The 15,329-nt window shown below is 29.1% G+C and carries 12 protein-coding genes; 11 read left to right on the forward strand and 1 reads right to left on the reverse strand.

Annotated features, from left to right (window positions below):
- Nucleotides 1–4 precede the first annotated feature (4 nt).
- The 11 genes from pgsA to CXP39_RS00380 all read left to right on the forward strand — a co-directional run bounded on the left by pgsA (nt 5) and on the right by CXP39_RS00380 (nt 13,303).
- The gene (gene pgsA, locus CXP39_RS00330; protein ID WP_027048361.1) at nt 5–664 is read left to right on the forward strand and encodes a CDP-diacylglycerol--glycerol-3-phosphate 3-phosphatidyltransferase; all 660 of its coding nucleotides are present in this window, start codon (nt 5–7) and stop codon (nt 662–664) included.
- 37 nt (nt 665–701) lie between these two features.
- The gene (gene rsmG, locus CXP39_RS00335) at nt 702–1,400 is read left to right on the forward strand and encodes a 16S rRNA (guanine(527)-N(7))-methyltransferase RsmG (protein WP_027048362.1); all 699 of its coding nucleotides are present in this window, start codon (nt 702–704) and stop codon (nt 1,398–1,400) included.
- Nucleotides 1,401–1,601 carry a DUF951 domain-containing protein gene (locus CXP39_RS00340; RefSeq protein ID WP_027048363.1) on the forward strand — a complete coding sequence of 67 codons (201 nt, stop codon included), beginning with the start codon at nt 1,401–1,403 and terminating at the stop codon, nt 1,599–1,601.
- A gap of 3 nt (nt 1,602–1,604) precedes the next feature.
- Entirely contained in the window at nt 1,605–2,699 is a 1,095-nt protein-coding gene (gene ychF / locus CXP39_RS00345) for a redox-regulated ATPase YchF (RefSeq protein ID WP_027048364.1), read from the forward strand.
- Nucleotides 2,700–2,759: 60 nt separating this feature from the next.
- Nucleotides 2,760–3,446: a M48 family metallopeptidase gene (locus CXP39_RS00350; RefSeq protein WP_245856635.1), complete on the forward strand. Its 687-nt coding sequence runs from the start codon at nt 2,760–2,762 to the stop codon at nt 3,444–3,446.
- A 150-nt stretch (nt 3,447–3,596) separates the two neighbouring features.
- Nucleotides 3,597–5,246: an APC family permease gene (locus CXP39_RS00355; RefSeq protein WP_027048366.1), complete on the forward strand. Its 1,650-nt coding sequence runs from the start codon at nt 3,597–3,599 to the stop codon at nt 5,244–5,246.
- Nucleotides 5,247–5,276: 30 nt separating this feature from the next.
- A complete protein-coding gene (locus CXP39_RS00360) occupies nt 5,277–6,854 on the forward strand; it encodes an amino acid permease (RefSeq protein WP_027048367.1) in 1,578 nt (525 codons plus the stop codon).
- A 503-nt stretch (nt 6,855–7,357) separates the two neighbouring features.
- Complete coding sequence (locus CXP39_RS00365) at nt 7,358–8,170, forward strand: ABC transporter ATP-binding protein (protein ID WP_051591886.1); 813 nt, start codon at nt 7,358–7,360, stop codon at nt 8,168–8,170.
- Complete coding sequence (locus CXP39_RS00370) at nt 8,151–10,094, forward strand: ABC-2 transporter permease (protein ID WP_027048368.1); 1,944 nt, start codon at nt 8,151–8,153, stop codon at nt 10,092–10,094. The genes CXP39_RS00365 and CXP39_RS00370 overlap by 20 nt, the downstream gene beginning before the upstream one ends.
- Nucleotides 10,095–10,314: 220 nt before the next feature.
- The gene (locus CXP39_RS00375) at nt 10,315–11,853 is read left to right on the forward strand and encodes a PTS transporter subunit EIIB (RefSeq protein ID WP_027048369.1); all 1,539 of its coding nucleotides are present in this window, start codon (nt 10,315–10,317) and stop codon (nt 11,851–11,853) included.
- A 25-nt stretch (nt 11,854–11,878) separates the two neighbouring features.
- Nucleotides 11,879–13,303 (forward strand): glycoside hydrolase family 32 protein, encoded by a 1,425-nt coding sequence (locus CXP39_RS00380; protein WP_169733718.1) that lies wholly within the window; start codon nt 11,879–11,881, stop codon nt 13,301–13,303.
- A 35-nt stretch (nt 13,304–13,338) separates the two neighbouring features.
- Here the strand turns inward: CXP39_RS00380 and CXP39_RS00385 are convergent, their stop codons facing one another.
- Nucleotides 13,339–15,288: a type IA DNA topoisomerase gene (locus CXP39_RS00385; RefSeq protein WP_027048371.1), complete on the reverse strand. Its 1,950-nt coding sequence runs from the start codon at nt 15,286–15,288 to the stop codon at nt 13,339–13,341.
- Nucleotides 15,289–15,329: the final 41 nt, after the last annotated feature.

A 15,329-nucleotide genomic window follows, 5' to 3' on the forward strand; every position in this document is an offset into this window, starting at 1 on the left:
AATTATGGATAAAAAGCCAATAGTAAATGCACCAAATATTTTGACACTTATTCGTTTAATATTAGTTCCAGTCGTGATTTGTTTAATCTTAGTAAGCTATTATGCAGAAATGCAAGATTCTAATTCTTTAAACTGACAATGAACACTTGGAACTTTTGGTAAGTATCAATACAAATTGCCAATTTTATGAATGGCAGCAGGAATTGTATTTATTTTGGCATCTTTGACTGATTTTTTGGATGGCTATTTGGCTAGAAGAAATAATCAGGTTACTGATTTTGGAAAGTTCTTTGATCCGATTGCAGATAAATTACTAGTAAATTCGGCTTTAATCTTATTAGCAGTTGCGGGAATTATTCCTTTATGAATGGTGTTAATTTTAATTTTACGAGATACTATTGTAGATTTTATTCGTATGATTTTATCTTCTAAACAAATTACATTAGCAGCCGGTATGGGTGGAAAGTTGAAAACATTATTTCAAATGGTTGGTTTATCATTACTGTTTTTTGTAAATTTCAAATTTTTTGCCAGCGTAGAGTTTTCTGCTACAGAATATGGTTGAATTAATCAAGTAATTATGATTCCAATGTACATTGCAACGTTTTTTAGTATTTATAGTGGAACAGTTTATTTCTGTAATGCTCGCAAAAATCTATTTTAATTTAAAGAGCTAGTCTCTTTTATAGAAAAGGAGAACTATGTTTACAAATTGAAAAATATTTGAAAATTATAACAATATTTGCGTAACATCTACTGTTAAACAACAGTTAAATAAATATTATGAATTTTTGGTTAAAGAAAATTCTAAATATAATTTGACAAGAATTACTAACATCAATGAAGTTTTTGAAAAACATTTTTTGGATTCTTTGTTGTTCACAGAAAATTATCCAATTAGTAATCAAAAAATTGCAGATATTGGCACTGGCCCTGGATTCCCTGGAGTCGTTATTAAAATCTTTTTTCCTGAAACAAAAATTACCCTAATTGAATCCAATAATAAAAAAGTTAACTTCTTAAAACAATTAATTAATGAATTAAACTTAACTGATATTGAAATCACTAATGAACGAGCAGAAAAATTTTCATTAAATAATATTGAAAAATATGATTTGGTAATTTCTCGTGCCGTTGCTTACTTAGATATTTTATTAGAAATTGGAGTTCAAATGATTAAAGTTAATGGACATTTCATAGCATTAAAAGGTCCTCGTGCTGAAGAAGAAATTAATAATTTAAAAGGCAAAGATGAACGCATAAAATTGAAGCTTGTTGATAAGCAGATCTTAAAAGATGTTGGATTTGGCACTAGAATTAACTTATTTTATTTAAAAACAGATACCACTAATAAAATGTACCCACGAAAGTATTCACAAATTAAAAAGGAATCTCAGTAAATGTCATGAGAGGATTTAGAGATTGGAGATCTGGTTGAATTTAAGAAACCTCATCCAAGCAAAACTGTAAAGTGAGAGTTAATTAGAATTGGTGCTAAATATAAATTTCGTAGCAAAGATATTTTTGATTTATTCATTGAATTAAAACGAGAAACAATAAATAAACAGTTAAAAAAAATAATAAAGAAAAAAGAGGAATAGTATATGTCATTTAAAGCAGGAATAGTTGGTTTGCCCAATGTTGGAAAATCAACATTGTTTAACGCAATTACAAATTCAAAAGTTGAAGCAGCAAATTATCCATTTGCAACAATTGAACCAAACGTTGGTGTAGTCGAAGTTCCCGATAAAAGACTTGATGATTTAGCAAGAATTTTTGAATCTAAAAAGAAAATCGCTACTACAATTGAATTTGTAGATATTGCAGGTTTAATTGCTGGTGCTTCTAAAGGGGAAGGACTTGGAAATGCTTTCTTAGCTAATATTCGTGAAACTGATGCGATTTGTGAAGTTGTAAGATGCTTTGACAACAAAGATATTACTCACGTTGAAGGAACTGTTGACCCAGTTCGTGATATTGAGATTATTAATCTAGAGTTAATGCTTGCAGATGAGGCAACTATTAAAAAACGTCTTGAAAGAATTGCACCAAAAGTTAAAAGCGGTGATAAAGCACACTCGTTTGAAAACGAAGTCTTGCAAAAATTACAGGTGTGTTTAGCTGAAGGGCAACTATTAAACAATTTAGAATTAAGTGAGGAGGAAACAAAAGTTTTAAAAGGTTTCCAACTTTTAACATCAAAAAAATTTATATACGTATGTAATGTCAATGATGATGATCTTCAAGAAGATAATAATTATGTGCAACAAGTTAAGGAGTTTGCTCAAAAATCTGGATCTCATGTAGTCAAAATTTGTGCAAAGATTGAAGAAGATTTATCAGAAGCAACTGAAGAAGAGAAAAAAGAGTTTTTGGCTGATTTGGGTGCTTCACAATCTGGATTAGATTCTTTAATTCAAGCAGCTTATGCAACACTGGGACTACAAACATACTTCACTGCTGGTCCGCAAGAGGCTCGTTCATGACAATTTCCAAAAGGAGCAACAGCTCCACAGTGTGCAGGAATTATTCATACAGATTTTGAAAAAGGATTTATTAAAGCAGATATTTATCATATTGATGATCTTTTAGATTGTGGAACAGAAAAGGCAGTTAAAGAATCAGGTAAAATGCGTCTTGAAGGTAAACAATATATTATGCAAGATGGAGATGTTTGCTTTTTTAAATTTAATAACTAAAATTGACCAATATAATTTTTTATATTAGATAAGCAAATGTATTATTAAATGGAGGATATAATGGCTGAAGTTAAAAAAACTTTGACATCCAATGGCAACAAAATTAACTATTATATTCGCTATGGAAATCAAAAAAATATTATTGTAAGAGTTAGAGAGGGATTAATTTTTGTTTCAGCACCACATAACTCTCCTGATTGAGAAATTGAGAAATTAATTTATAAAAATTTATCAAAAATAATTAAAGTTCAAACAAACTATGAGGTTCGTTCAAAACATGATTTTTATGGAACTCAACCATGAGTAAAAATTTTTGATAATTTTGTAAATGTAACATTAATAGATCAAAACATTCATGCAAAGCAAACGTCTGAAGGAATTGTTATGAAGGATTATCATGATCATGAATTACAATTAAACAAGCTTTATTCTTTTTTAGCAAATTCCTACAAAAACTGATTTATTAATCGTTCTTCACAGTGAGCAGTTAACATGAATGTCCACTTTAAAAATTTAAATGTGAGAGTTATGAATCTTAAATGAGGAGTTTGTTACCCTATTCAAGAAAAAATTATTTTTAATACTAAATTACTGCATTTTAGATCAGAAATTATTGACTATGTAATTGTTCATGAATTAGCACATTTGCGCCATCATAATCACTCAAAAGATTTCTGAAGGTTTGTTGAGCAACATTTGCCAAACTATAGAGAATTACAAAATGAGTTAAATGGCGCAGGACTTTAATGTTTATTTTAAAACAAATGAGTGATATCATTTGTTTTTTTTTTTTTTTTAAAATAATGTAAATTTTTTATTTTTTTAAAAAGTTTACATTATAATAATAAGAATATTTAAATTTGCTTAATTTGAATACTAAAAAGAGAGGATTATATTATGAAACTTAAAAAAATAAAAGCATCTGATAAAGACCATAAAATTGGTGTCAGGCATGGAATTTGGATGCTCTTTAGTTATATTGCTGGGATAACGTTCGTTATGCATTTTGGAGTATTTAATGGGGAGAGATCGGAAAACCACCAAGTAATACAACTTGGGTATCATATTGTATGAATTATGGCTGCCATATCAATAACAATTTTCATTACAGCCTGAGCTTTTATCAGATTAATAAAAACTCACCCAACAACTACAGGTGGAGGAGCTCAATATGCTAGAACTGCGCTTGGAAAATATATGAGTGTTTTATATAGCTGTTTTTCAATAGGAGTAATTAGTTTGCTATTTATTTCTATGATCGTTACTTTAAGAACAACATTATCAGTTGATAATTGATTAAAAGAACATGTATTTGGTAGCTGAACAAACTTTGTATTAGACTTTGGTGGTGTAATTTTTGCCGTAACAGCAGGAATCACATCATATTGAGGTGTGCATAGATTTAAAAAAGTATCAACATTTTTATCTTATGCTTCATGAACAATTACAGGATTAATTACAGTGATTGCATTTGTTTTAATTTTTGGGGGCAGAACAAACACAGACGGAAATGGAAATCCAATTACTCCAATCGAATCAAAATTAACCTTTAGTTGATTCCAATATGCGTTTATTGTTTTCTTCTTCAGTTATGGAGGATTTGAAACATTTATTAGTACGGGAAAGGCAATTAAAAATCGCAGAAAAAACTTGCCAATTATTGTAATGGTAGCTTTAGGATTAACATCACTATTTTTCGTATTATTTTCAGGATTATTCTTATTCACTTTGATAAGTAACTTTACTGATACACCAAACTTGGAAATCTTTAAAAGATTAGATATATTATTTAAAACAAAACAACAATACTTTTTTGGATTTGGAGTTACTATTATCATAGTTTACATGTTATTCAATAGATTTAACTCAATTACGCAAATGTCATACTATGGATCAAACAGCGTTGACTCTTTAGTTCAACAAAACTTTTTACCTAAAAAAATTGGAGTTACAAATGCTAATAACGTATCAACAAAAGGGCTACTAATAAGTATTTGCTTAAGCTTAATTTTGGCAGTGTTTTTCTTATTAATACCAGATTCTATTGAAGGCATAACAGGATCAACATCTTTTTTTAACTTTGATTCAGTAGCTGGAGCAGTTGGATTTATTTATATTTCAATGTATTCAATGGTTATTCTTTGTGCAATAACTTTATCACTTAAAAAGAAAATAACTTCAAAGTGATGAGAAATAGCATTATGAATTGGAACAGTAGTTTTCTTAATGGTCATTTTATTTTACCAAATTTATCAATTAATTAATCAAATGATTCCAAAAGAAAATCAAACAAACTCCGAATATGCTCAAGCATTAATTGGAGCATTGACGCAAATTTTATTCTATTGTGCAATAGTGGCCACATCACTATTCATACGTTTTGTAATTCATCCAAAACTTGAAACACAGCTATCACCACAAGAAGTTAAGCAACAAGATGAATTTATTAATCAATATTACTATGCATCTGATGTTATTGAAGATGATGAAGAGGAAGTGCTTACACAAAAACGAGAATCAAAAGCAATTCAAAAACGGGCAGTTTAAATTATTTAATAATAAATAAGGAGTAAACTAATGAGAAGAAAAAGTTTTACAAAATCAGCACTAGTATTTTTAGTGTTTGCAATTGTTTTTAGTTTTCGAAATATCGTTAACAATCAATCCCAATTTGGAGTGATGACTTTGGTTTTATTCTTAATTGGAGGAATAATTTATGCAATTCCCATTACGTTCGTTTCAATCGAGTTTAATAGTATTAAAAAACTTCGTAATAATGAAGCGGGTCTTGGAGGATGATGCATCTATTCTTTAGGAGAAAAAAATGGTTTCATCGCGAGCTGATCATCTTATTTTGCTAACGTGTTCTTTTTTGCAACACTAGCACCATTTGCTGTAATATCAGTATCATTTGTAATTATGGGAAACAATGGATTTGATATTTTAGCAAGTCAATTGGTTGCAAAAGGCATTAGTGAGAATAACGCCACAAGATATTCAACTATGTTATTGTCGCTATTTGCAATTTTACTATTTTGGTTTACAACTTACCTTTCAAAAAAAGGGCCGAATTGAATTAAACATGTAACCAATATTGGCGGAATGGCTTCTTTATTCTTAGGGTTAATATTCGTAGTTGTTGGTTTGTGCATATCATTACCGATTGTTTACAAACAAGTTAGCCATAGTTGAAGTTGAGAATTCTTTAATCCGTTAAATGAACATTTTTTTAAGGGAAATACTTGAGCATTCATGTCAGCACTTCCATGAGTATTTTTTGCTTATAATGGAATTGAAACAATTGCTGTATTCCAAAAAGATTTAAAAGGTGATCATAAAGCATTTAAGGTAGCAGCTATTTTAGGAAATGTTTTTACAATTATAATTATGGTTCTTTGTGGTTTAACAATGAGCCTAGTTATTGATCAAGACTTGTTACAAAAATGGGGAATGTCTAATTCTTACTATAGAGTCTTTCCAGCTCTACTTAATTTAGATCCGGCAACCTCAGTATGAGGACAAATTATCTTAAGACTCACAGCATTAATTTTTGCAGTTAATACTTTTGGAGCTTTAGCATTTTGAACTGTTGGGCCTGCAAAAGTATTCTATTCTGAAAATCCTAAACAAGCAACAGGTAAATGATTATCAAAATTAGATCATAATGGAATTCCTACCAATGCTTTAAACTTTCAATTTATTACCGTTGTAGTTTTACTAGTTCTAGTAGGAACAACAACAGAAGGTAAACCTGGAGAAGGAACTTCTGATTTCTTAGTAACTATTACTCAGGCAACAACATCTTTAGCAATAGTCCCGTTCTTATATTTATTTGTAGGATATATAAGAATTAGGCTAAAAGACAAAGTTGAAATAGAAATGTGTTTTATTAAAAACAAATATGTAGCAATAGGATTCGCAGTCATGATTATAGCTATTTTGGGAATGGCATTATTCTTTGGAGTTATTCCGTCTCCACAAAGCTGAGAAGAAAATTGAAAATCGTCACTAATTTCATTAACACTATCATTCTTAGGAACTGTTGTATCAATGGCGTTCGCATACTTTATGTGATATTGAAATGTCGACAGAAAACAAAAGAAATTTTCTTCCACAACCAAGGGCAAAGAAAAATCTGTAAGCACTCGAACATAACTGTAATTAAAAAAAGAGATCAAATTCTAGTGGAATAATCTTTGCCTTTGAAAATACTCATACGTAAGAACTACTTGTTTAATCCTTCAGGCAATAGTACTAGGCAGCAGGACCAAATCATTATTTTTTTGGTGTAATAAAAGTAGCCGCGTTTACAAATGCTGATTCTTTGCTTATCTTAACTGTGATTTACCGAATTGGTCAGCTATTTAATACCAAATGAAAGCCAAATTAAAGTTATGAATAAAGTGATAGTACATCGTCATATATTAAAGAATAATAATTTGCTTTGAAAATAACAATATCAAAAGTTAAAGTAGCGTTATTGTGTATTTAATTGACAAACAGGAAACTTATCATGTGTTAACTAAATTGAAAAAGCGGATGAAATCTTCAAGAATTTTTATTAGCAAAGAGTTTAAAACAATTAATCTTAAAAGAGAACATTATTCTCTTTTTTTGTATAAAATAAGTGTAGTCGTTTGACAATAAAAAGGATATTTATGAGAAAAAGTAATAAAGAAGAAACTGCCTATTTTGAAGTGAAAAACTTAACAAAAATTTTTAAAACAGGTGTTGGGGTAAAAAATGAAAGTTTCACAATTAATAAAGGTCAAATTGTTGGTTTTATTGGTGACAATGGAGCTGGAAAAACTACGACAATTAAACTTATTTTTGGGGAATACAAAAAGGATTTGGGGGAAGTTTTTCTAAAAGGGATTTCTACTGAAAAACCTGAAGCTCTTATTAAAATAGCATTTTTTCCTGATCAAAATAATTATCCGCATCAATATAAAATTAAAGATTATGCTTATTATTGTGCTAGTTTAAAAGGAATCACCAAGCAGTATGTAGATCAATATTTTAATCGATTTTTGGAAGCTTTAAGTTTGGAAAAATTTCATAAAAGTCGATTTGATGAATTGTCTGCAGGAATGCAAAAGCGAGCATTATTATTGGCAACGTTAGTAACAGACCCAGAAATGATTATTTTAGATGAGCCAACAGCTAATTTAGATGTCAAATCACGTTTAGAATTCATGGAAGTTTTAAGATTTTTGGCTCGTGAGTATGATAAAACAATTATGATAACAAGCCATAATATTGATGAATTAAACTTATTAATTGATAAGGTGGTATTAGTCAATCATGGCGAAATCATTTATGAAAATGACTTTGATAAAACAAAAGAAAATTTACGTGATGTTTATATGAAAGCAATTGGAGATAAAGAAACAACTATTAATTATGAGAAAATTAAGGCTATTGTAAAAGAAGAAAGCGAGAATAAGAAAAATGATAAAACAAATTTCTAGTTTTGATAGATCAACTAAATTTCCAATTTTTAAACGACTTACATTTGGTTTTTTAAAGTCTAAAACATGAATTATAATGACTACTTTATGTTTTTTGGCGATATTAATGATTAATATAGGATCAGCGTTCATTTTTGTAAAAGAAGGGAACCCAAGTAAAACCGCAGCTGTTTTTATTCCGATAGCAATTATGATTTTTTACTTAACATATTTTGAAATTCATAGTATATCCTCATCATTTGCCAAGGAAATTCGTAATGGAGTAATGAATTTAGAAATACGTAGTGGGATATCTAAGTCCAAACTATTTTATGAAAGAATTTTAGTAAACAAAATGTTTTCGCTTAGTGCAATTGGAATTTTTATTTTCTTATTTTTCTTAATTCATATAGTCTCTCCTTATGAGGCTAGTAAACTAATTGCGCTTAAATCAACAGCAGGATTATTTTTTGTTTTATTGTTTGATATGTTTTTGACTGCCATTTTGTTGTTACTCGTAACTATGAGAAGTTCAATTTTAATGGGTGTCTTTGGAACTATTTTATTTTGCTTAACAGCAATTACCCCAATTATGGGGAGTGTGTCGACATTAACAAATAAAAGTAATATTCAGAATTTATCTGAAATCAGCTTGAAATATAATTTGATTAGTAGAGTTAATGAGCTTAGTTATAAGTATGGGAAAAACTCAAAGATTGAAGAAATGTTAGTTGATATTTCTAAATTTGAAAATTCAATTGAGAAATATATAGATATACAAGGAAATGATATTTCAAAAGATGAACTTGAGGATAAAAATTTTTATAGTTTTGATGTGAGTACATATAAATTGGCGCAAGGAAAAGGAAGCAGATATGAATACAATTCACTAAATAACAAGTATATCTATGATCTTTTAAGTGAGGGTTTATTTACAGAAATTGAGAATAAACCATTAAAATATATTCCAAGTAATTCTGAAAGTGGCTATGATTATAAAGAAATTTATCCAATTTTAAAGCCTGAAATAAAAAACTTGGCAACTTATAAATTAATGGAAAATTTAACTAAAATTGTCAATTTAGATAAAGAGTTTTTTAGCGAAAAAAATAATTATGGAGCAAATGTTATTCATAATTCTATTTTTGTAGAAGAAGATAATCAAAACTACTGAAATGTCTCAAAAAACTTAAATCGAAAAAATATTTTCAAAGGTGATTTTAATTACAATAATGATTATCAAAAAATAAGCAAAATCGCAAACTCTGAGCTTAGAGACTTTTTAAAAATTGTTGATGATTTTGTTAAGTCAAAGTATTTGACAACCAATCATCCTTTTAGTGAAAGAAATTATCGTGATGAGCAAATTTTTACCTTTATTGTCAATGAACAAGTTAGTTCTAGTGGAATTAGTGGAAGTTGAGGCTTTACAGTAACTGATTTTAGTTGGGCAGAGGGAATGAGAACTTCTCTTGGACAACGTACAATTCAAAGAGCTGCTTTTAAGCTATTAGAATTAGCAATTCAAATTGAAGATTCAACATATCCATATCGTTTAGATTCAAATTCTGAAAAAAAACTTACAGGTAAAGAAGTTCAAAAAAATCTATTATTGAAGAATATGACCAATCCGTTTGACATTATATGAAAACAAATATTTAACGTTCAAACTAACAAAACTTATAATCTAGCTTGAGATCGCTTTTCTTTGTCAAGTTCAATTGGTTCAAGTAACCCATTGTATATTTACGATGTTGAAGGATATAAAGAACCTAAAACAAATTCAGAAGGGTTTGCAAAATTTTCTGAGGGACGTAATTATAGTCAAGTGATTTTAGTTGGAAAAACATTTAATGTTGCTGCAAGTTACATTATTATGCTGTTCGTATATTTATTATTGGGACTTTTGGGATACTGAATGTTCTATCGAAAAATTATTAAATAAGTAGTACATTAAAAATCTTCAGGTTTTATAACCTGAAGATTTTTAATTATAATTTATTTTTTTTAAAAAAATCTTTGTAATTTAAATTTCCTATAACTATAAGTTATTACAATTTTTTTTAAAAATTTTGTGATTTCAGAAATGGAGTTCTTATAATAAAAATATGATTATTTCCAAAAATAAATATTAAAAATGGAAATAATTCTAAACAGGAGAGAGTATGAAGATTACAAAAAAAGAATCTCCCTATGCAAAGGACTGCTCTATTTTAAAAGAATCAGTAGGGGGAGTTAAAAATATTGAAAACATCAATAGATGTTCTACAAGAATTAGAATCACACTTAAGGATACAAGTAAGGTGAATCAGAATGCGTTAAATAATACAATTCTTTTTAAGGCTTTTTTAATAAAAGACAATACACTTCAGCTTATTGTTAAGTCCGATATTGAAAATATTTTTATTACATTTATTAGAAGCTTAAGAATCTCGTTTACAAGTTTACCCAACACGTTTGAAGTAAATTTGCTGAACACCAATAACAAAAGTTTCTTCAAATGGTTAACAGATGGGATTGCTGTTATTATGAATCCGATTATTCCTTTACTGATAACATTAGCAATTGTTTCGACTTTATCTAATGTCTTTAATGGTATTGATTTTGGAGGTGGAACATTGGCTTCAACAAGTGAAGTTGCCCAAACTGTCGGAAGCATGCTAAAAACTTTACAATCAGGCGTTAATTTGGCTTTTACAATTTTGATTCCCTGATCAATTTTTAAAGTAATGAAGGGTAGCCAAGCAATTGGAATCACAATTGGAATTGTTCTTTGTTGTAAAGATTTAATGATGACTGACCAAATCATGGGTAATGGTGATCCAATTTTCAAATGAGACATTTCCTTTAGTCAAATTGTTGGTTCTTATCCTTGAAAAATATCTTATGAGGGACAAATTTTACCCATTGTTTTTATGAGTTTTATTGGTGTTTATTTAGAAAGATTTGCTACAAAGAAAATGAATTATCCAGTTATCAAAGAAATGGTTGCTATTCCAATGATCACTATTGCGACTTTTTTTATTGCAATGTTAATAGTAGGACCAATTGGACTAATAATAACTTACGGGATGAATATTGGAATTGTTTGAGCAACAACAAACAGTATTGCTAAATATATTTTTAATCCAGCATTTGGATTGTTATTGCCCTGAATGGTAGTAACTGGATTTATTCAAATATTTGTTGTAATAAATATGCAACAATTTACAAATTTTGGTGGAACAACAATTATGCCAATGTTCACACAACTGAACATCGCTGTTGCAACAAGTTTAATAGCTTTAATGATTATTAATAGAACTAATAAAGAATTACGTAAAACAGGAATTCCCTCATCAGCATTAGCATATATTAGTGGTTCAACAGAACCAGCATTATTTGGAATAACATTACGTTTTATGTTTCCAGTAATTGCCGCAAGTATTGGAGCAACAGTTGGAATCTTAATTACTACTTTTTCAGGAGTTGTATGTACAATGGGAAATGCATCGTTATTAGTATTCTTATCAGTTACGTCAGATCCAAACACCCTAAGCAACTTGAATGTTGAAACAATTTTTGGAGGACCATATTTATGAATGGCAGTTGCTATTATGGTTACATTTCTAGTCACATTTGTAAGCACGTTAGCATTATCAAAATTGAAAGTATTTAAAGAAATGAATCAAAAAGTTTTAGAAAGAGATTTTTCGGTAAATTAAAATGAAAATAAATAAAGAAATACTAATGAATAAAATTAGTCAGCATGAATTAAAAAATATTAAAATAGCCAATGACTTAGTAGCTCAGGACAAGTTTTATCGTCCCCTATATCATGTTGCTCCACCAAATGGATTATTAAATGACCCGAATGGATTAATTTACAAAGATGGCTATCATCATGTTCATTACCAATGAAGTCCAATTCAACCATATCATGGAATGAAACATTGATATCATTTAAAAACTAAAGACTTTGTTAATTATTTAGACTTAGGAGTATCAATTATTCCTGATCATGAAGGGGAAATCACTGGTGCATTTTCAGGTTCTGCATTTGAAACTCCTAAAGGGACTAAAATTTATTACACTGGTAATATTGAAGATGGCAAAGGAAATATGATTCGAGAAGTTCAAATCAGTGCTGATTTAATTGGCGACCAAATTGTTAATAAGCGAATTGCAGTTGAACATGATTCGACATTGTTTACGCCTCATGCTCGAGATCCAAAAATTTTTAAATATGAAGATCAAATTTATATGATTTTTGGAGTTCAATGTCAAGATGATAAAATGGGAGGCTTAGCCCTTTATAAAACAACTGATTATGAAACATTTACTTTTGATAGAATCTTAAAACCTTCTCTAAAAAATGAAGACTATGGTTACATGTGAGAATGTCCTAATTTAGATTCATTAGAAGAAAAACTACTATTTATGATTTCTTCTGAGGGATGATTTAATTTTAAAGATGATTATGAGCTTAATAACTCACGTAATGTTGTCTATACTGCAATCAAAAATTTAGATTTAGAAAATTATAAATTGGGTGAAACTTCAATTATGAAAACAATGGATTATGGACATGACTTTTACGCACCTCAAACATATTGATATAATGACAAATTATTGATGATTGGATGATTAGGAGCAGTTGATGTTCAATATCCAACAGATAAGTATTCATGACATTCCATGTTAACAATTCCCCGTGAACTTTCATGAAATAATGACACTCTTGTTCAAAAACCGTTCAATGAATTTAAGAAAAATATTTTAATAAAAACTGAAAACCAAAAGTCAAAAAGTTTAAAAATTGACAAGGCAGTTCATTTAGAATTTGAACTAGAGAATGATTTAAAAATCGAATTATTGAATTCAAAAGGTGAAAACATTAAAATTAATTTTACAGATAAGGAAATTATTTTGGATCGCTCACAACAAACAGCCAATCCAACTTGAAATTTTGAGACGATTAGAAAAGCATGCAGAAAATTTAAGCACCAAACTGTTGAAATTTATGTTGATTCTTCATCAATTGAAATTTTTGCAGATAATTATCAAACTATTTTTACTTCAAGATTTTTTGTTGAAAATTTTGACACAATTGTTTTTAACAAGTCAACTGAGGCCAAAGTCTCAAATTTAAAAACAATAAATTATTTAAAATAAGAAAAAGTTAGAATTATTATTCTAACTTTTTCTTATTATTTTTTAGCTGGTTTTTTATTTTTAGTTGTCTCTGTAGTTTTTTCTGGAGTTACATATTCTTTTCAGGTTCCGTCAGGCTGTTCGTATTCACGGTAACCACATTTAGTCTTTGTAAAGTTTGAACATCCACGACCACGATTAAAACGGGACTTAATAAATACTAAAGTACCTTCGCCACATTTTGGACAAGGAATATCGCTTGTCTTGGCATTTTCAGTTTCCAATAAAACTCGGTCATTTAGTTTAGTATAAATATCTTTCAACCAATTAACATAGTTATAATCTCCATCAGAAATTTCATCCAGCGTTTCTTCCATTTTAGCTGTATAGTTTAAATTAAAAAAATCTTCAAATTTACTATATAAAAAGTTATTAGCAATATAACCCTTGTCTGTCATTTCAATAGCCTTACCTTTGTGATATATTGCATATTCTCGCTCTTTTAGTTTTGCCAAAATTGGATTATATGTAGAGGGTCGCCCGATTCCTAAATTTTTCAGTTCTTTAATTAAACTTGCTTGGTTAAACATATTTGGTGGCATAGTTTTGGCTTCATCATTTTTTATAAAATCTTTTGATATTTCTTTTGTAAACCCAGTTTTGAATTCCAATTTAGGTTTTGGATTTTTAGTATTTTGAGCAACTTCTTCATCGTCTTCATTCAATTCAATTCCTTCATCAAAAGTTGAGCGTTTAATTGCTTGATAACCAAAGTCAGTAATTTCTTGCCAAGATTGCTTAAATTCATAACCATTATTCATGAAAGTCCAACGATGATTTAGACCAGAAGGACCACGCATTAATGATTTAACTGTATTTCATCAAATCAAATTGTAAATACGTTTTTGCAATTCATCTTCGATAGTAACTTTTTCAGGAGTAATAAATAAATCCGTTGGGCGAATTGACTCATGGGCATCTTGCGATTTGTCATCCTTTTTAGTTTTGATAATAATTGGATCTTTGTATAAGCTATTTTCAAAATTTGTTTCAATGTAGTTTTTGGCTTCTTTAATAAATTGGGCACTATATCGAGTTGAATCTGTACGAATATAAGTAATCAATCCAGCTTCATACAATTTTTGTGCGGCAACAGTAATCTGAGCAGCACTTAATCTCAATTTTGAAAATCCATCTTGTAAGAGTCCTGCTGTTGAATAAGGTTTAAAACTTCGTGTTTCAAATTCTTTTGCTACGTATTCGCTACATTGATAAGAAGTCGAAAGACTTTTAATAATTTCATTTGCTTGTTCTGTTGAGATATATGAAGTTTTTTCTGTATTAACAACTTTTTTGTCTAATCCCTTATTCAGTGTTAATAAAATATTTTCAGCTTGGTTAATTACAGAAATCTTACGATAAATAACTTCCTTAAAAGCTTTAATTAATTTATCACGAGTGACTAAAATATTTAAGGCTGGAGTTTGAACACGTCCTGCACTCATCAATCCTGTTGATTTTTGTAGTGATTTAGAAACTAAGTATCCAATAATCTTATCTAACATTTGACGTGACAATTGAGCTTTAACCAAATCCAAGTCAATCTCTCTTAAGTTTCTGAAACTTTCAACAACTGCATCTTTAGTAATTTCATTAAAAGTTGCTCTTTTAATAATTTTACCTGTACCTTCAAAAATGTTTCCTAAATGTCAAGCAATGGCTTCTCCTTCACGGTCCGGATCTGAAGCAAGCACAATCACATCGGCGTTTTTTCCAGCTTTTTTAATTGCTGCAATATTCTTGGCTTTTGTTCTCTCATTTATAAATTTAGGAGTCATTGTTTCCAAATCAATTCCTAGACCTCAAGTACCTGTATCTGCAATTTTAGTAATGTGACCTCCACTTGCCAAAACTTCATATTGATTTTCAGAAAACTCTTCCTCCAAGAAATGCTGAATTTTTGTAACCTTAGATGGTGATTCCAATAGTACTAGTATTTTTGCCATGTGATTAGTTCTCCTCGAATTTTTTTGCTGCTTATATAATA

The sequence above is a fragment of the Mesoplasma syrphidae genome (assembly GCF_002843565.1).
GTDB classification, from domain to species: Bacteria; Bacillota_I; Bacilli_A; order Mycoplasmatales; family Mycoplasmataceae; genus Tullyiplasma; species Tullyiplasma syrphidae.